This is a genomic window from Embleya sp. NPDC059213 (genome assembly GCF_042754445.1).
Classification (GTDB): domain Bacteria; phylum Actinomycetota; class Actinomycetes; order Streptomycetales; family Streptomycetaceae; genus Embleya.
Genome location: NZ_JBHZAV010000010.1, coordinates 1 through 18553 on the forward strand (window position 1 = coordinate 1; position 18553 = coordinate 18553).

Sequence of the window (18553 nt, forward strand, 5' to 3'; positions counted from 1 at the left end):
ACACGAAGTCACGAGCGAGGGGCCACTTTTTTGTGGAGGAGCCTGCGACGGAACAAAAAAGTGGTGCCTCGCGAGCCGGCGCCGAAGGCGCCCAATAGAAGCAGCGCTGCATCGCCGACCGACGCCCACCCGCCCGCTCCGCTCACGACCCAGGCCCGGTTGCGGGGTTCGGCTTGCGTCTCGGGCTTCCCGCCCGCTCCGCTCACGACCCAGGCTCAGGCTTGAAGTCCGGCTCACGTCCCGGACTCCTCGGCCCCTTATGCTCACAACCCCGGCCCAGGTGCGGGGTTCAGCCCACGACCGGCGCCTTCCGGCCCCCCGCGCTCACGACCCCGGCCCAGGTACAGGCTTCAGCCCACAACCAGCACCTTCCGGCCCGCTCCGCTCACGACCCCGGACCGGATGTGGTGTTCGGCCCGCATCCCGAGCTCCTCGGCCCGCTGCGCTCACAACCCCGGCCCAGACGTCGAGCCCCGCCCACGACCGGGGTCCGGGGTCCGGGGTCCACCAACCCGCCCCGCTCACACCTCGGCCGACTACGCACACCGGCCCCACAACCTGGTCCGGGGTTGCCCGCCCCCAACCCCGTCACGCCCCGCCCGCGATTCGCCGCCGGCCCGCCGAACAGCCGGCAGTTCCCCCTGGCCGGCCGGGTCCGCCGGCCCACAACCCGGCCCGACCCGGCCGGCCCCGCTCACATCCCGGCCAACCGGGTCCCACGACCCCGGCCGGCCCGCCCCGCCGGCCGCACCCGCGACCCAGCCCTCAGTCCTCCAAGTTCACCGAGCGCACGAACGCCGCGCCGATCTCCTCCGCGATGGCGTTCAAAATCTGCGGCTCCACCGTCGTGTCGACCGTGAGGCCGACCAGCGCCTCGCCGCCCTTGGCGGCGCGGGCCACCTGCATGCCGGCGATGTTGACGCCCGCCTCGCCGAGGTGGCGGCCGATCACGCCGACCACGCCCGGCTTATCCGCGTACCGCAGGAAGACCATGTGCGCGGTGAGCACCAGGTCCACGTCGAAGCCGTCCACCTCGACGATCTTCTCGATGTTCTTGGGCCCGGCGAGCGTGCCGGAGACCGAGATCTCGCCGCCGTCGGCGAGCGTGCCGCGCACGGTGACCAGGTTGCGGTGGTCCGGGCTTTCCGAGCTCGTGGTCAGCCGGATCTCCACGCCGCGCTCCTGGGCCAGCAGCGGAGCGTTCACGTAGGAGACCGACTCCTCCACGACGTCCGCGAACACGCCCTTGAGCGCCGCGAGCTCGAGCACCTTGACGTCGTGCTGGGTGATCTCGCCACGCACCTCGACGTCCAGTCGAACCGCGACGCCGCCCGCGAGGGCGGTGAAGATCCGACCCAGCTTCTCGGCCAGCGGCAGGCCCGGACGCACGTCCTCGGCGATCACGCCGCCCTGCACGTTGACCGCGTCCGGCACCAGTTCGCCGGCCAGCGCGAGCCGCACCGACTTGGCCACCGCGACGCCGGCCTTCTCCTGCGCCTCGTCGGTGCTCGCGCCCAGGTGCGGCGTGGCCACCACGTTGTCGAACTCGAACAGCGGGCTGTCCGTGCACGGCTCCTTCGAGAACACGTCCAGGCCGGCGCCGGCGACCCGGCCCTCCTTGAGCGCGGACGCGAGCGCGACCTCGTCGACGATCCCGCCGCGCGCGGCGTTGACGATGCGCACCGTCGGCTTGACCTTGCGCAGCGCCTCGTCGCCGATCAGACCCAGCGTCTCCGGGGTCTTCGGCAGGTGCACGGTGATGAAGTCGGACTGCTCCAGCACCTCGTCCAGGGTGAGCAGCCGCACGCCCATCTGCGCGGCGCGGGCGGGCTGCACGTAGGGGTCGTAGGCCACGATGTTCATCCCGAACGCGGACATGCGCTGCGCGACCAGGACGCCGATCCGGCCCAGGCCGACCACGCCGAGGGTCTTCTCGGAGAGCTCGACGCCGGTGTACTTGCTGCGCTTCCACTCGCCGTTCTTGAGCGCGGCGCTGCCCTGCGGGATGTTGCGCGCGACCGAGATGAGCAGGCCGCAGGCGAGTTCGGCGGCGGTGACGATGTTCGAGGTCGGCGCGTTGACGACCATCACGCCGGCCTTGGTGGCGGCGGGGACGTCGACGTTGTCCAGCCCCACGCCGGCGCGCGCGACCACCTTGAGGCGGCCGGCCGCGGCGATCGCCTCGGCGTCCACCTTGGTCGCGCTGCGGATCAGGATGGCGTCGACGTCGGCGATCGCGGACAGCAACTCACCGCGGTTCGCACCATCGCAGTGACGGATCTCGAAATCGGGTCCGAGGGCATCGACGGTGGCCGGGGACAGCTCTTCGGCGATGAGAACGACGGGCTTGCTCACGGTTTTCCTTCGCGTGCTGCGATGACGGGTGGCCGCGTGGAAGACGCACGACGGGGTGGCCTGACGCGTGGCCGATCCTACCGCCGCCCTTGTGAAGGACTTCACAGATGTCCGATGTGTGGACTCCCAACCCGCAGGTCAATACCTGACCCATCGTCAGATCCACCCGGTCGAACACCCGGAACCCATGCCCCGATCAGTCGGCGGCCAGGAACCACCCGATGGTGACCCGCCGCTGCCCGTTCAGGTCGAGGATGACCACCTCACCCGAGCCGGGACTGGGCAACGGCGCGGTACCCCCGTAGGGCAACGTGCGCGCTTCCCCGTCGTCCACCTGCACCTCGGCCACCGGCGCGTCCTGCGAACCGCGTCGCCAGGTCACCCACCACACCGCGTCGGCGCCGCACTGGAATTCCAGGTGCACCCGGGAAACGAACAACCAATCGGCCGGCGTCACGAGATGGCAGCGGGTCGCGTCGCGACCGACGGCCAACGTCGCCCCCGGTCGACTCGGCGCGCTTGCCATCAGCATGGCAACCGTCGCCGCGTCGTCCGCCCCCGAAGTCGACGCCATGTTGAGATCGAGCACCGGTCTCCTCCCCCACGCTCCTGGTCGTCAGTCAATGCCGCGCGCCCCGACCTGCGGCCCACGCGGTTCGCGTCGTCTCAGTCGATCGATCCACCGCGGCGGGCACACGGGCACGGTTCGCGTCCCACAATGCCGCAGGTGACCGCGGTCTGGGCGATCAGGTCCCAGCCTCCGTGGACATGCGGGGTCGTGTCCAGGTAGTCCGGCCCCAGCAGATGATTCAATTCCGGGCAAAGCAGCGAGCTGTAGAAGTCGCGACGCAGTTCGGTCTTGCACCGCTCGACGGTGGCCTTGGCCATGTAGAGCATGTCGCACAATTCGTCGGTGGTCCTGGGCCGCTTGGTGGCGCGGCCGTGGATCCAGTCGCAGGACATCGCCGCGAGCACCTCCAGGCGCACCCCGCGCAGCTTGTTGCGCAGTTCCTCCGGTCCGACGTCCACGGTCGGCGGTGCGTTCCCGTCCGGCGAGGCGGACGCGCTGGGCCGGATCGGCTGCATCGCCCGCCACCCGAGCAGCACGCTGCGCCGCCGGGCCAGATCGCTGACCAGGATGTTGCCGCTGGTGCGCGCGGGCAGCGGCAGGATCGCGCCGTACGGCATGTCCTGCGAGGTCTCGCCACGCTTGATCCGCACGATCGCCACCGGGGTGTCCCGTTGGCCGCGCGGCCACTCCACCGTCCAGCCCCGGTCCTCGCTGTACTCGAAGACCAAATGCCTGCGCGAGACGAACAGCCAGTCGTGCGGCGTCAACAGCGGGCGGCACGCACTGGGATCGCGACCCACGAACAACCGCGTGCCGGCCACCCCGGGCGTGCGCACGCTCTTGGGGCTCGGCAGCGGATCCCGCTCCGCCTCGCGGCCGTCCTCGATCGCGACGAACGACATGTTCAGTTCGAGCATGATCCCCCCGCCCCCTCCCCGGTCCTACCGCTCACCTGGTACCCGCGTGCGGCGCATCCGCACCACACGGGCAGGGGCCGCGCCCCGTTATGCCGTGCGTGACCGCGGTCTGCGCTATCAGGTCCCAGCCCCCGTGCACGTGCCGCACGGTATCGAGGTAGTTCGGACCGAGCAGGGCGTTCAGTTCGGGGCACAGACCCGAGCTGTAGAACTCGCGGCGCAGCTTGGTCTTGTACCGCTCGACCGTGGCCGCCGACAGGTGCAACAGCTCGCACAGTTCCTTGGTGGACTTGGCGCGCTTGACCGGGCGACCGTGCACCCAGTCGCAGGACAGCGCGGCCAGCACCTCCATCTCCGTCTCGGAGAGGCGGTTCTGCAGGACGAACGGCGCGACGTCCTGGGTCTCGGGCACACCCACGTCCGGTTCGGTGGGCTCCTCGCCCGGGCGTTGGGGCAACGACACCCGCCACTCCACCAGGACCCGCCGACGTCGGGCCAGGTCGGTGACCACGACTCGGCCCGGGCGCAGCGAACCCAGCGGCAGCGTGGCGCCGTAGGGCACCGGTTCGGACACGCCCTCGCGATCGATCTGGACCAGCGCGACCGGACGCGGGTGCGAGCCCTGGAGCCACTCCACACTCCAGCCGCGCTCCAGGGAGTAGACGAACTCCAGGTGCACACGCGATACGAAACGCCAGTCCTTCGGCGTGACCAGGCCACATCGCGACGGGTCCCGGCCGATCGCGATCTTCTTGCCGGGCTCGCTTTGCACCTTCACCGTGCGCGGCCGGGCCAGGTCCGACTCCTGCTGGTCGGCGTCGTCCGACGTCGCCACGGTGAGGATCAGTTCGAGCATCGCCATCCGTCCGGTCTCGTGCCCCGCCCTGGGGCATCGCCCATCTTCTCCCGGTGAACCGTCACCAGGCCGTTCCGCCGTCCGACCGTAGGGCCCCGGGGGTACCCGACGCATCCTCCGGTTGTTCCCGAGGGTCCGCGCCGGAGCGATGTCCTTCGGGTACGGGCAGTGCATCGCATTCGACCACGACCGCCGTCGCGTCGTCGTCACCACTCTCGACGGCCGTCCGGGTCAAGGTCGTTGCCGCGTGGAAGGGGTCGCCGTGCACCAGGTCGGCGACCGTCTCGTCGGGCAGGTGGCCGACGCCGTCCGTGGCGAGGACCACACGGTCGCCCTCGTGCAACTCGATGCGTTGCAGTTCGGGTTCGGGCACCTGCGAGCCGCCCAGGGGGGTGGAGGTGAGCAGCCACGGTCGGCCGAACTCGGCGGCGTTGCCCTGCTCGGTCAGCCGGAACGCCTGCCCGCCGCGCACCAACCAGCACACGCTGTCGCCGCATCCGGCCAGGTGCAGCCTGCCGTGCTGCAGTACGGCCGCCACCACGGTGGTGCGCATGCCCTCGTACTGGGCGACGCCGTGCCGGCGCACCGCGAGGTCGGCCACCGCGATCGCGGCGCTGAGCCGGTCGCTCCAGCCCGCGGACAGGTCGGCGGCGGCCAGTTCGGCCACCAGCGTGCGCACCGCCACATCGGCCGCGTACCAACCGGCGGGGTGGCCGCCGAGGCCGTCGGCGACGATGAACACTTCACCCGTCGCGGCATACCGGTCGTCGTTGTCCCGGGCGGTCAGCTCCGGCCCCAGCCCGCGCCGTTCCCGCCGGGCGGCGCGTCGGCGGCCGGGATGCGAGGAGGTCGACCACGCCGACGCCTGGACACCCAGTGGCGGTCCACTGCGGGCCTGCGGGTCCTCCCCGGCCGCTTCGGCCCGCCGCAGGCTGTCACTGCGCGACGTGGTCGGCACGTCCAACTCGTCCGCATCCTCGACCGGCTCGGACACCGGCTCGGGCATCGGCACGGCGGCCGGCAGCAGTTCGGTCTGCGGCTCGGGCACCGGCGGCGGCGACGTGGGCATCGGCGGCACCGCGGGGGGCGGCGGCACCGGGTGCCCGGCCGCGTACGTCGTGTCGGCGGAGCCACCGACGACCGTGGGCGGCGCGGGAACCGACGGCGGCGGCGCCGGAATCCGCGCGTCCGGGCGGACCGCCCGCGGCGTCACCGTGTGCGGAACCGGGTCGGCCGCACGGTCGTCCCCCTCCGTCCCGGTGGCAAAGGTCTCGGCGGGCCGAGGCGCCTCGTCCCACAACGACCGCGACGCGGCGGCCGCCTTCGGCTCGGGGTCGGCCTCCGCCTCGAACTCCGGCGCGGCGCCCGACTCACGCCCCGGATCGGACGCGTAGTCCCCGTCCGGCGCCGACTCCCCGTCCTCTCCCTCGAACTCGTCGTCGAAGGTGGTCGACCCGGAGGTCGGCTCGTACGTGGGCCGCGGCTGCACCGGTTCGACCCGCTCCACCGGCTCGCGCACCGGCGCGTCCTCGAAGTCGAGATACAGATCGCCGAAGATGTCGTCGTCCGCCGCCGGTGGCCGTTCGGCGCGCAATTCGTCCTGCCGCAGCGTTCGTTCCGGGAAGCCACCGCGAGCCGGCACGGTCGTCTCCCGACCCGAGTCCCCTCTGCCCTTCATGTGTCTCACGCTCCACGATGTCGGACCGGAACGGCAAGTCCGGTGCGGCGATAGCACTGCCTCGTTCAAGCATGCTGCCTCGGATGCGGCCCTGGCATGTGAACCGGAAGGCCAATTCCTTCGGGTTTCTCGGTACGAGGCGGCCGGGGCCGACCCGAACCGACCGCGCTGCGGCCCGAGCCCCTAGCGGCGTCCGGTGCGAACCGCCTCCGAACCGTCCGCGAGCAGACCGGCCAGCGCGCTGCGGCCCCGGGACAGCCGGGCCTTGATGGTGCCCTCGGGCGCACCCTCGTGCGCGGCGATCTCGGCGACCGACAGGCCGCCCATGTGATGCATCACCACCGCGCGCCGCTGGGCCTCGGGGATCTGCCGCAACGCGGTCACCAGGGCGACCGATTCGGGGCCGGGCGCGGGCAGGTCGCCGTCCGGGCCGTGCCGGATCCAGCTCTTGAGCGCGGTACGAGTGCGCCGCCAGCGGCTGACCGCGATGCGTTGGCCGACCAGTCGGATCCACGCGACGGGGTTCTCGTAGTCGCTGATCCGGTCCCAGTCCTTCCAGGCCCGGATATAGGTCTCCTGCGCGGCTTCCTGGGCCTCGCCGAGATCACCGGTCAGCGCGTACAGGTGTGCCACGAGGGCGCCGTAGCTCTCGGCGTAGAACACGTCGAAGTCGGCTCGACCGCCCGTGTCCCGTCCCATCGTTCCCCCGCGTCCCGTCGCGGCGTATTCGTCCTGCCGTGACCCGGTACCTTATCCGGCCCGAGACGCCCACCCGATGTCGGTTCGGCCGCCTCCGGCGTCTCTCCCCCACCCACGCACACGACCGGGTGATCGGTTCCGCGAAGCGGCCACCCGATCGCCCACGACCAACAGCACCAAAACCACCAACCCACCCCCCACCAAGACCCGTCGCCGCCGCCGTCGCGCACTCATCGCCCGGATCGACGCCCCACCACCCCCCACCCGCGCACCCAGAACCCGCCCGACATCCCGCTCCAACACACCGAACGCAACCCCCAACGCCTCCCCGTCCATCACGCCCCCCGTACCCACACCCACGCCTGGTACGGCACACACGCCCACCACGCCCCCAAGGTTGCGCCCCCACCCACGAGGACGCCCCACCGACGACGCGGCCACCCACGGCCGCCCGCGAACCAACCCTCCGCCTGCGGTTCCCCTGCGGGTGGCTCGGGTTGCGCACCCACCCGCTCCACCCGTTACCCCCCGCTCGAACGCTGCGGTTCTACGAGCACCGGAGCGACCCGGTCAGGCCCCCAAGCCACCATCGTGGCCCTGGTCCACCACGATCAACCGGCTGCGGCAACGCATGGGGCCTTCCCCGGGCCCCCGAGTACGGCTGCGGCCCGGCGCGTCAGCGCCCACGACCCGGTCGAGACCTCGTGATCGACGCGCGCAGCGCGGAGAGCGGCGGAGCCGCAAAACGTTGACTTCGTGGCCCGGAGCGAAGCGCAGGGACACGAAGTCACGAGCGAGGGGCCACTTTTTTGTGGAGGAGCCCGCGACGGAGCAAAAAAGTGGTGCCTCGCGAGCCGGCGCCGAAGGCGCCCAATAGAAGCAGCGCTGCATCGCCGAAAGCCGCCCACCCGCTCGCTCCGCTCACGACCCCGGCCCGGTTGTGGGGTTCGGCTCGCGGCTCGGGCCTTCCCGCCCGCTCCGCTCACGACCCAGGCTCATGTATGAGGCTGGGCTCGCGTCTCGGGCCTTCCCCCGCTCCACTCACGGCCCCGCGCGGTTGCCGGGTTCGGCCCGCGGCTCGGGCCTTCCCGCCCGCTCCGCTCACGACCCAGGCTCATGTATGAGGCTGGGCTCGCGTCTCGGGCCTTCCCCCACTCCACTCACGGCCCCGCCCGGTTGCCGGGTTCGGCCCGCGTCTCGAGCCTTCCCGCCCGCTCCACTCACGACCCAGGCTCATGTATGAGGCTGGGCTCGCGTCTCGGGCCTTCCCCCACTCCACTCACGGCCCCGCGCGGTTGCCGGGTTCGGCTCGCGGCTCGGGCCTTCCGGCTCGCTCCACTCACGACCCCGGTCCGGTTGTGGTGTTCACCTCGCGACCGGGGCCTTCCCCCTCGCTCCGCTCACGACCCCGGCCCAGGCGTGGGGTTGAGCCCACCTCTCGGGCCCACCCCCTCGCTCCGCCCACGACCCAGCCCGGTCATGGGGTCGAGCCCACCTCTCGCGCTCACCCCCTCGCCCCGCTCACACCCCCGACCCGGCCACCAAGTTCAACTCACGACCGAAGCCATCCACCTCACTCCGCCCAAGCTCCGGCCCCGCGTCCCACCCTCGGCTGACGCCCCCACCCACCCCCACCTCACTCCCGCCCCAAAGCCTCCTGCGCCCTCCGCTCCCCCGTCGTGAAGTTGTTCCCCACCGTCAGATCGAAGCCCGGGATCTCCCCCTCCCGTCCATGCACCCCGGCCCAGTCCGCAGCGATCGTCTGCATGTACCCCCGCCCCCACGCGTGCTGATCCGCGATCGCCCGGTCCGCCGTCGCCGACGTGTCCACCGCAGCCTGTTGCGCGCTGTAGTCGGTGGTCAGCGCCACGATCCGGGACAGCGGCTCGGACACCATCGTCGGCAGTGGGCTCATCTTGATCGCGCCGCCGACCACGGCGTTGGCGACCTTCCCGTTCCACGCGACCTGGTCGTTGTACTCCTTGTCGCTGAGCACCTGTTGGTTGCGGATCGCCTCCGTCCGCACCGCGTCCAACGCGCCGACCACCTGCGCCGACTGGGCCAGGTGCTGGTCCGCGGTCAGGCCGGCCGGCGGGTCGCCCTTGGAGATGCGTTCCAGGCCCACCGCGATGTACGAGTGCTCGGCATCCGACATCGCCTTGAACGCCTTGGGGTCCTCCGCGACAACGGCCATCGTGCGCAGCAGGTCGTGGTCCGGGGTGCCGCCGAGGAACGTCGCCCGGGCCTCGCCCGAGTTCGGGAACAACGGGTCCGGGCCCGCCGACCCACCCGCGCGGTCGTTGCGCAACTCGTTGTGGATGTCCGGCATGTACGAGGCCATCGCGTTGCCGAAACTGTCCCGGTAGTCGGCGAAGTGGCCGCCCGCACCCTCCTGGCCGATGATGTGCACCGCCTCGGCCATGATCCGGGCACCGCCGTCGGTGTGCGCGCCCCCCGCGCCCGCGCCCGCCGGATGCCCGGTGGTAGCCGCCTCGAACGCCTTCCCGAACGAGTCGGCCGGCGAGCCCACGCCGGTGTCCGCGCCCCAGTCGCGCTCCTTGAGCAGGTAGTGCAGGTTCCCGCCGGCGGGATCGAGCACCGTCTCGGCGGCGCCCGGGTTGCGCCCGAGCGCGTCCATCAGCCCCTCCAACGAGTCGTACCCGCGCCCCTCGTGCCCCTGCGCGTCGTCCATCAGCGGGAAACGCTCGCGGATCACCGGGACCGCCTCGTGCAGGCCCGGCTCGGACCGGTCGAAGGCGACCATGTCCTTGCCGATGTCGCCGAGGAACTGCTTGTCGTAGTCGCCCTGATGCAGCATGTTGCCGAGCAACTGGTAGCCGTACAGGTAGTGCTTGGGCATGTCGTTGAGCACGAACGTGCGGCTGCGGCCGGCCTCCTTCAGGCCCTCCACCCAGCTCTGCGTGACATGCGGCTCGCCCTTGGGCTGCGTCGCGGTGGCCAGGTTGGTGCCCAGCGCGTCCTGGATCGCGCGCAGGTCGTCCATGGTGGCGCCGTCGGCGTCGTGGCCGGTCCACTTCTGGCCCCGGTTGACCACGCCGGCCTGGAGTTCGAGCAGGCCGTTCGGGCCGAGCGTGTTCATCAGGTTGGTGGCGAAGATCGACGACTTCTCGTTCCCGTGCAGCAGGTTGCGCAATTCCTCCAACTCGGCCGGGCTCAGCGTGTCGATCCGCTTGGCCAGCGCCGCCGCCCGGACCGAGTCCGGGAGTTCGCCACCGCCGATCGCCTTCGCGTTGAACGAGGTCGCGCTCGCGCCGATGTCGCCGCGCAGCGCGGACGCGGCGCGGGCGTCCGCGTCGGTCGCGTCGTCCAGGGCGGTCTTGAACTTGCGTTGGAAGTCCTCGGACAGTCCCTTCATCCGGGTGCCGTGCGCCTCGATGTCCTGGGGATCCGGCTGGTGTCCCTGCGGCTTGAGCGGGCCCCAGCTCAGCGACCCGTCGTCGTGCACCACCAACTCGTGTGCCTGCGCGTCGGCGATCGCGTCGGTGAGCTTCTTCTTCGCCGCGCCGATGTCGTCGGCGGCGTCGCGCAGGATCGCGCAGATCGCCCGGTATTCGGTCTTGCCACCCTCGAACACCTCGTCTAGGCCCCGGTATCGGGCCAGCGTGGCCTGCGCGGCCGGGCCGTCCCACTCGCCGGTCACCGTCAACGACCGCGAATCGACCCGGACCAATTGTTGTTTGCGATCCAGCCAGGACGCGAAGTCGTAGAACTCCTGGGCGGATTCGCGCAGAGCCTCGGTCTTGAGATCGCGCAGTTGGGCGAAGCCGACCATGCTCAGATCACCTTCCCGCCGGCGAAGGAGGTGGTCACCGCGTGCTCGTTGCGGTCGTAGTTGTCCGCCATCGTGTACAGACCGTCCGAGATCTCGGACAGATCGCGCCGCAGCCGAGCGGTCTGGTCCTTCCACCGACCCTCGTTCAGCGGGCCGACCAACTGCCAACCGCCGAAGGCGGCCTTGGTGTCGAGTGCGTCCGGTACCGGCAGTTCGGTATTGATCTCGCCGCCCATGAGCAGCAACGTCTTGGCCGAGTTTCGCAGTTGCTGCGCCTCGACCTTGGTGTGGTCCATCGGCCCGCCGGCCCCGCCACCGGGCGGTATCGCGCTCCGAGGCATGCCGGGGTTGAGAATCGCGTCGATCCGCGAGGTGTCACTCATGATCACCGAGTCAAGCGACCCCCGGATGGCGCTCGACACCGACGCATGGTGAATCCCCCGTTAACGGAGCCGTCCCCATCCGGAAAGTGCCTGCCCCGAACCGAACCGAACCGAACCGAAACCGAACCGGAAAGTGCCCCGGACCGAACCGGTCCGGGGCACTCACAGGACTACGAGAACCGCCTTGCCCCGCAGCACACCGAGAAAACCTGCGCGAAAGCAAGCAAGCAGGCAAGCGGCAACCAGGCAAGCAGGCAACTCGTCGAGGATCAGCCCTCGTTCGTCACCCAGCTCATCATCTTGCGGAGCTCCTTGCCGGTGGTCTCCAGCTTGTGCTCGGCGTCCGCCTTCACGTACTCCTTGTACTTCGGCAGACCCGCCTCGTACTCCGCCATCCACGCGGTCGCGAACGAGCCGTCCTGGATCTCGGCGAGCACCTTCTTCATCTCGGCCTTGGTGTCGGCCGTGATGATCCGGGGACCGGTGATGTAGTCGCCCCACTCGGCGGTCTCCGAGATGGACCAGCGCATCTTCTCCAGGCCGCCCTCGTACATGAGGTCGACGATGAGCTTGAGCTCGTGCATGCACTCGAAGTAGGCGATCTCCGGCTGGTAGCCGGCCTCGACCAGGGTCTCGAAGCCCGCCTTGACCAGCGCCGAGGCGCCGCCACAGAGCACCGCCTGCTCACCGAACAGGTCGGTCTCGGTCTCCTCGGTGAAGGTGGTCTTGATGACGCCGGCGCGGGTGCCGCCGATGCCCTTCGCGTAGGAGAGGGCGAGCGCCAGGCCCTGGCCCGACGCGTCCTGCTCGACCGCGACGATGCACGGCACGCCGCGACCCTCTTCGTACTGCCGGCGGACCAGGTGACCCGGGCCCTTGGGCGCGACCATGCACACGTCGACGTTGGCCGGCGGCTTGATGAAGCCGAACCGGATGTTGAAGCCGTGCCCGAAGAACAGCGCGTCGCCGTCCTGCAGGTTGGGCTCCACGGCCTCGGCGTAGACCTTCGCCTGGACCGGGTCGGGAGTGAGGATCATGATGACGCTGGCCTCGGCCGCGGCCTCGGCGGGGGTGACCACGCGCAGGCCGGCCTCCTCGGCCTTGGCCCGGCTCTTCGAGCCCTCCAGCAGACCGACCCGCACGTCGACGCCGGAGTCCCGCAGCGACAGCGCGTGGGCGTGGCCCTGGCTGCCGTAGCCGAGCACCGCGACCTTGCGGTTCTGGATGATGGACAGGTCGGCGTCGTCGTCGTAGAACAGCTCGGCCACTTCGGGGTTCTCCTTCAAGACAGGGTGCTTCCGGGGCCACGCCCCGCTCGTCATCTTTGCAAATCACGAGCGAGACGCGTGCCGCGGTTTGAAATGTGGACCGTGACGGTCCGTCAGAGCCAAAGTCCGGACATGTCCGCCTGGATCAGGGTCCGAACATATCCGTCAGGCCGAGCGTTCGACCGACCGCAGCGAACGGTCGGTGATCGAGCGACCGCCGCGGCCGATCGCCACGACGCCGGACTGGACGAGTTCCTTGATGCCGAACGGCTCCAACATGCGCAACATCGCGGCGAGCTTGTCGGGGCCGCCGGTGGCCTCGACGGTGACCGCCTCGGGCGAGACGTCGACCGTCTTGGCGCGGAAGAGCTGGACGATCTCCACCACCTGGGAACGGGTCTCGTGATCGGCGCGCACCTTGACCAGCAGCAGTTGGCGCTGCACCGACGCGGGCGGGTCGAGCTCGACGATCTTGAGCACGTTGACCAGCTTGTTGAGCTGCTTGGTGACCTGCTCCAACGGCAGTTCCTCGACCACGGTGACCACGATGGTGATCCGGGAGATGTCCGGATGCTCGGTGGTGCCCACCGCGAGCGAATCGATGTTGAAGCCCCGACGCGAGAACAGCGCGGTGATCCGGGCGAGGACACCGGGCTTGTTCTCGACGAGGACCGAAAGGGTGTGCTTGGACATGATCGCTGGACTCCTATGCCTTCCTGATGCCCTGTCGGCCTGTCAGTCGTCCGTGTCGCCGAAGTCGGGACGCACGTCGCGCGCGGCCATCACCTCGTCGTTGGAGGAACCCGCCGCGACCATCGGCCAAACCATCGCGTCCTGGTGCACGACGAAGTCGATCACCACGGGCGCGTCGTTGATCGACATCGCCTTGTGGATGATCTCGTCGAGCTGGTCCGGGCTCTCGCAGCGCAGTCCGACGCAGCCCATCGCCTCGGCGAGCTTGACGAAGTCCGGCAGCCGGCGGCTCTGCAGGTCGGTGTTGGAGTAGCGCTCGTTGTAGAAGAGCGTCTGCCACTGGCGGACCATGCCCAGGGTGCCGTTGTTGATGATGGCGACCTTGATCGGGATGTCGTTGACCGCGCAGGTGACCAGTTCCTGATTGGTCATCTGGAAACAGCCGTCGCCGTCGATCGCCCACACCGTGGTGTCCGGCATGCCGGCCTTGGCGCCCATCGCGGCCGGCACCGAGTAGCCCATCGTCCCGGCGCCGCCGGAGTTGAGCCAGGTGTACGGCTTCTCGTAGCGGATGAACTGCGAGGCCCACATCTGGTGCTGACCGACGCCGGAGGCGAAGATCGTGTCCGGACCCGAGATCGCGCCGAGCCGCTCGATCACCAGTTGCGGCGACAACGAGCCGTCCGCCGGCACGTCGTAGCCCAGCGGGTAGGTGTCGCGCCAGCGGTTGAGCGCGGTCCACCACTCCTGGTAGTCGCCGAACCGGCCGGCCTCGTGCTCGGCCTGGACCGCGACCACCAGGTCGGCGATCACCTCGCGGGCGTCGCCGACGATCGGCACGTCCGCGGTGCGGTTCTTGGAGATCTCGGCGGGGTCGATGTCCGCGTGCACGATCTTGGCGTGCGGCGCGAACGTGTCCAGCCGGCCGGTCACCCGGTCGTCGAAGCGGGCCCCGAGCGCGAAGATCAGGTCCGACTTCTGCAGCGCGGTGACCGCGGCCACCGTGCCGTGCATGCCCGGCATGCCCAGGTGTTGCGGGTGGCTGTCCGGGAACGCGCCGAGCGCCATCAGCGTGGTGACCACCGGGGCGCCGGTCAGCTCGGCGAGGATCTTCAGCTCGGCCGACGCGTGTGCCTTGAGCACCCCGCCGCCGACGTACAGCACCGGACGCTTGGCCTCGCTGAGCAGCCGGGCGGCCTCGCGGATCTGCTTCGCGTGCGGCCGGGTGACCGGACGGTAGCCGGGCAGTTCGGGGGTGCCGTTCCAGATGAACTCGGTGGTCGCCTGGAGCGCGTCCTTGGAGATGTCGACCAGGACCGGGCCGGGGCGGCCGGTGCCCGCGATGTGGAACGCCGCGGCGATCGTCGGGGCGATCTCGGCCGGGTCGGTCACCAGGAAGTTGTGCTTGGTGATCGGCATCGTGATGCCGCAGATGTCCGCCTCCTGGAAGGCGTCCGTACCGATCGCGGCGCTGGCCACCTGACCGGTGATCGCCACGATCGGCACCGAGTCCATGTGCGCGTCGGCGATCGGCGTCACCAGGTTGGTCGCCCCCGGGCCCGAAGTGGCCATGCACACCCCGACCTTGCCGGTGGCCTGCGCATAGCCCTCCGCGGCGTGCCCGGCCCCCTGCTCGTGCCGGACCAGGATGTGACGCACCTTCGTCGAGTCCATCATCGGATCGTAGGCGGGAAGAATCGCGCCCCCGGGAATGCCGAAGACCGTGTCCACCCCTGCGGCTTCCAGGGAGCGGATCAGCGCTTGGGCTCCTGTCACCTGATCGGTCATGCTTTCGTCTCTTCTCGATCTGAAGTCGGCATATCGAGTGGGGCGCGAGGCCCGGACCCGTCGGACTACAACAAAAAACCCCCCGTGCCGTTAGGCAAGCGAGGGGGGCGCGCGAACCGACTCGGTGGTCAGTTCACGCGCTTCTCAAGTACGAGGATGCGGGTCTGCATGCCCGCGACTCTCTCCCCGGGCACCTGTACGTGTCAAGCCGACCCTTCGGGCGTCTCAGTATTCGGGATTATTTGTCCAGGACTGACGGCGCGTCACGGATTTCGGCCAACCCGCGACCCGGGACGAACGCGTCACATCTGCGGTCTGGGCACCTGGACCGGCAGGGCCGGGCGGACCTCCGGCAGCGGCTCGGGCCGCGGGCCGCGCACCGCGCTGTTGCCCGGCGGCGCCTGGCCGAGCACCTCGAAGATCGCGTCCCCGGAGACCGCCGGATGGAACCAGGTTCCCTGTCCGCGCTGGCACCCCATCTCGCGGAGTATGTCGACCTGCGCGTGGCTGTCGATGCCGGCCGCCACCAGGGTCAGTCCGGAGTCCAGGCCGAGCCGCACGATGGTCGAGGTGAGCACGGTCAGATGCGGACACGTGCCGACCTCGGCCACGAACGAACGGTCGATCTTGAGCGCGTCCACCGGCAGTCGGCGCAGGTAGGTGAGCGAGGAGTGCCCGGTGCCGAAGTCGTCCAGCGACAACCGCACCCCGAGCCGGCGCAGCACCGCGATCCGGCCGAGCAGGAGTTCGTCCCCGTCCGGCAGCACGTTGTCGGTGATCTCCAGGGTGAGCGCCCCGGCGGGCAGGTCGGCGCCGAGCAGGGTCTCCTCCAGCACGTCCAGGAAGCCCGGCCCGGTGAGTTGGCGCGCGGCCAGGCCGACCGTGACGCCGATGTCGTGGCCGGCCAGCCGCCAGGTCGCGGCGGCCAGCGTGCTCTCCTCGAGCAGCCTGCGGCCCACCGGCGAGAGTCGGCCCTCGGCGCCCGCGGTCAGCCGCACGTGGTCCGCCCGCCCCGGCACGACGCCGTCCTCGACCCGGCACAGCGCGGCCTCCACGTCGCGCACCCGACCGGTGTCCAGGTCCACCACCGGCTGGTAGGAGATGGCCAGCCGGCCGTCCCGGTCCATCCGGCGGCGGCCGGCGGCCCGAGCGGCGCGGCGCTCCACGTCCGCGTCCATGTCCGGGGTGTAGACCTCGACCCGGCCCTTGCCGCCGTCCTTGGCCCGATACATCGCGGCGTCCGCGTGCCGCATCAGGTCGGCCGGGGCGATCCCGGGCGCGGAGAAGGCGATGCCGATGCTGGCCGCGACACGCACCTCGCCGTCGGCGATCCGGTACGGCGCGGACAGCGTGGACAACAACCGCTCGGCGATCTCCCGGATCGCACGCGGGGAGGGATCGCCGACCAGGAGCGCGGCGAACTCGTCGCCGCCGAAGCGGGCCACCGTGTCGCCGATCCGGACCGCGTGTTCGAGCCGGCGGGCGGCCTGCACGAGCAGTTCGTCGCCCGCGGTGTGCCCGTAGTTGTCGTTGACCGCCTTGAACCCGTCCAGATCCAGGAACAACACCGCGATCGTCGGGGTGATCCCGCGCCGCTGGGCCAGCGCGTGCTGGATCCGGTCCTCGAACAGGGCCCGATTGGGCAGGTCGGTGAGCCGGTCGTGGAACGCGTCGTGTTCGAGCTGGGTCTGCAGCTTGATTCGATCGGTGACGTCGCGACTGTTGAAGATCAGCCCGTCGCCGTAGCGGTTGACCGCCGATTCGGTGTGCAGCCAGGTGCCGGCGGCCGAGCGGATCCGACACTCCACCCGCACCATCGCGGTGTCCGCCTCGCCCATCGGCACCACGCCGTCCAAGAACGCGCGTAGTTCGCGTTGTACGCGCGCGCTCTCCTCGGGATGGATGAGCAGTTCCAGCCGGGTGCCGACCAACTCCTCCGGCTCGAAGCCGTAGACCCGGCGCACCGCGTGGCTGACGTACTGGAGCACACCGTCGCCGGCGGCGATCATGATCACATCGCTGGAGCCCTGCACCAGGGACCGGAAGTGGCTCTCCTTGGCCGACAGTTCCTGGGCCATGAAGACGTTGTCGACGAGCGTGATGCCCTGCCGCAACACCAGCGTGACCAGGACGGTCGCGCCGACCCCGAGCACCACCTTGTCCGGGGCGTGCCCGGCCACCGCGCCGCCGAGCACGCCCGCCGTGCACACCGCGGCGGCGATGTACGGGGTGAGCGCGGACAACATCGAGATGGTGCGATGCCTGGGCCGCTCGTGTGCCTCGACCCGCTCGCCGGTCCACGGCGCGATGGCCAGCAGCAGACTGCCCGCGAACCAGCCCGCGTCCAGCAGACCGCCGGAGCGATATCCGCTGTTCAACCCGGGGGTGGTCCACAACGCGTCGCTCATCACGGTGACCGCGAGGCCGACCAGCGCCAGATTCAGTGCCGCGCGATCTCCCGAACCGGCCCGAAATCGCAAGCCGAGGACCATGCTGATCATCAGGATGTCGAGCACCGGGTAGGCGAGGGTGAGCACGATCTTGAGGATGTCCGAGCGGTCCCCGTTGGTACTGCGGGCCAGCGCGAGACTCCAGCCGAGCGTGAACAGCGAGCCGGCGATCAACCAGCCGTCCAGTGCCATGCAGGTCCAGGCCGCGATGCCGCGCGGGCGCTGGGCCACCAGGATCAGGCCGACGATGGTGGGCGGCGCGAACAGCAGGAAGATCACGTCGGTCGGGCCGGGCGTGGGCACCGGGGCGTCCAGGACGACCTCGTACCAGCCCCAGATCCCGTTGCCGAGCGAGACCATCGTGGCCGAGAAGGCGAACAGTGCCCAGGACAACCGGGCCCGTCCGAATTCGTGCACGGCCTTGAGCGCGCAGGAGATCGCCGCCACGGCCGCGGCGGCGGCCAGGCCGAAGTCGCCCATCGCAAGCGACAGCGTCGGATTGCCCCAGCCCTGGAGCGCACCGATCGCATACACGAGACACAGCGGCGCGATCAGGTACTTGAGCTGCCGCTGGGTAGGGGTGTCGGCCAAGATCAGCAGCCGCACCGGGTCGTCGTGGCTCGGCCACTCCGGCAGTGGTCCCCCGGCATTCCGCACTCCCCTCTGCCCGAAGTCGCCCGCACGGCGCTTCAGGCACTGCACCGGCCCTCACACCCCAGCCGTGAAGCGGGGCGGTCGGCGCCGGCGCGACGGGGGTGCGACACCCGACCGTGCGCGTCTCTCAACGCCCCACGACTCGGACGATACACCAACCCGTCACTGTGAGCTTGTCTTACTCAACACAGAGTAACTAATGATGGTCGGCATGGGAGTCCCTTCCCGCGCATTTGTGACAAACTCCCGACATCCGGCGGAAAAAGGGGCCCTGATCAGGGCAAACCTGGGAGTTTCAGCGGTCGTCGGGCGGTCCGGGGACCGGCCGGACGGCTTCCCGGAGCCCTGACGGGGGCTCGCGGGAGCCTCGTCCGACCGGGCCGCGCGGCAGCACCGCGGCGGCGATTCGATCGCTCGCGGGGAGCGCGATGGGGTCGGATCGGGGTCC

Annotated in this window: 11 protein-coding genes and 1 pseudogene; all 12 read right to left on the minus strand. The window is 70.4% G+C overall.

The genetic code is table 11. The annotated features are described in order from the left end of the window. Positions 1-765: 765 nt before the first annotated feature. The 12 genes and pseudogenes from serA to ACFXMF_RS06095 all read right to left on the minus strand — a co-directional run bounded on the left by serA (position 766) and on the right by ACFXMF_RS06095 (position 18057). The gene (gene serA, locus ACFXMF_RS06040; protein WP_360310719.1) at positions 766-2355 is read right to left on the minus strand and encodes a phosphoglycerate dehydrogenase; all 1590 of its coding nucleotides are present in this window, start codon (positions 2353-2355) and stop codon (positions 766-768) included. A gap of 196 nt (positions 2356-2551) precedes the next feature. Then, positions 2552-2944, minus strand: a complete 393-nt coding sequence (locus ACFXMF_RS06045) for a hypothetical protein (protein ID WP_360310721.1) — start codon at positions 2942-2944, stop codon at positions 2552-2554. 77 nt (positions 2945-3021) lie between these two features. Continuing rightward, positions 3022-3843 (minus strand): hypothetical protein, encoded by an 822-nt coding sequence (locus ACFXMF_RS06050; protein WP_360310723.1) that lies wholly within the window; start codon positions 3841-3843, stop codon positions 3022-3024. 31 nt (positions 3844-3874) lie between these two features. Then, complete coding sequence (locus tag ACFXMF_RS06055; RefSeq protein ID WP_020553308.1) at positions 3875-4705, minus strand: hypothetical protein; 831 nt, start codon at positions 4703-4705, stop codon at positions 3875-3877. 55 nt (positions 4706-4760) lie between these two features. Beyond that, complete coding sequence (locus ACFXMF_RS06060; protein ID WP_379992258.1) at positions 4761-6377, minus strand: PP2C family protein-serine/threonine phosphatase; 1617 nt, start codon at positions 6375-6377, stop codon at positions 4761-4763. Positions 6378-6560: 183 nt separating this feature from the next. Beyond that, on the minus strand, positions 6561-7076 hold the full coding sequence (locus tag ACFXMF_RS06065) for a SigE family RNA polymerase sigma factor (RefSeq protein WP_360310727.1): 516 nt from the start codon (positions 7074-7076) through the stop codon (positions 6561-6563). A gap of 1636 nt (positions 7077-8712) precedes the next feature. Continuing rightward, positions 8713-10869 (minus strand): DUF6571 family protein, encoded by a 2157-nt coding sequence (locus tag ACFXMF_RS06070; RefSeq protein WP_360323948.1) that lies wholly within the window; start codon positions 10867-10869, stop codon positions 8713-8715. Between the two features lie 2 nt (positions 10870-10871). After that, positions 10872-11252 (minus strand): hypothetical protein, encoded by a 381-nt coding sequence (locus tag ACFXMF_RS06075; RefSeq protein ID WP_360323946.1) that lies wholly within the window; start codon positions 11250-11252, stop codon positions 10872-10874. 269 nt (positions 11253-11521) lie between these two features. Then, positions 11522-12520, minus strand: a complete 999-nt coding sequence (gene ilvC, locus ACFXMF_RS06080) for a ketol-acid reductoisomerase (protein WP_360323944.1) — start codon at positions 12518-12520, stop codon at positions 11522-11524. Between the two features lie 165 nt (positions 12521-12685). Beyond that, a complete protein-coding gene (ilvN, locus tag ACFXMF_RS06085; protein ID WP_360323942.1) occupies positions 12686-13213 on the minus strand; it encodes an acetolactate synthase small subunit in 528 nt (175 codons plus the stop codon). Positions 13214-13255: 42 nt separating this feature from the next. After that, positions 13256-15028 (minus strand): annotated as a pseudogene (locus ACFXMF_RS06090) (acetolactate synthase large subunit); the annotation flags it as partial. Between the two features lie 275 nt (positions 15029-15303). Beyond that, positions 15304-18057 (minus strand): diguanylate cyclase domain-containing protein, encoded by a 2754-nt coding sequence (locus ACFXMF_RS06095; RefSeq protein ID WP_360323940.1) that lies wholly within the window; start codon positions 18055-18057, stop codon positions 15304-15306. Positions 18058-18553: the final 496 nt, after the last annotated feature.

Coding starts and splice junctions, on each gene's coding strand:
- ACFXMF_RS06050 (WP_360310723.1), bottom strand. CDS start 3,843: ATGCTCGAACTGAACATGTCGTTCGTCGCGATCGAGGACGGCCGCGAG.
- ACFXMF_RS06070 (WP_360323948.1), bottom strand. CDS start 10,869: ATGGTCGGCTTCGCCCAACTGCGCGATCTCAAGACCGAGGCTCTGCGC.
- ACFXMF_RS06065 (WP_360310727.1), bottom strand. CDS start 7,076: ATGGGACGGGACACGGGCGGTCGAGCCGACTTCGACGTGTTCTACGCC.
- ACFXMF_RS06060 (WP_379992258.1), bottom strand. CDS start 6,377: ATGAAGGGCAGAGGGGACTCGGGTCGGGAGACGACCGTGCCGGCTCGC.
- ACFXMF_RS06075 (WP_360323946.1), bottom strand. CDS start 11,252: ATGAGTGACACCTCGCGGATCGACGCGATTCTCAACCCCGGCATGCCT.
- ACFXMF_RS06055 (WP_020553308.1), bottom strand. CDS start 4,705: ATGGCGATGCTCGAACTGATCCTCACCGTGGCGACGTCGGACGACGCC.
- ilvN (WP_360323942.1), bottom strand. CDS start 13,213: ATGTCCAAGCACACCCTTTCGGTCCTCGTCGAGAACAAGCCCGGTGTC.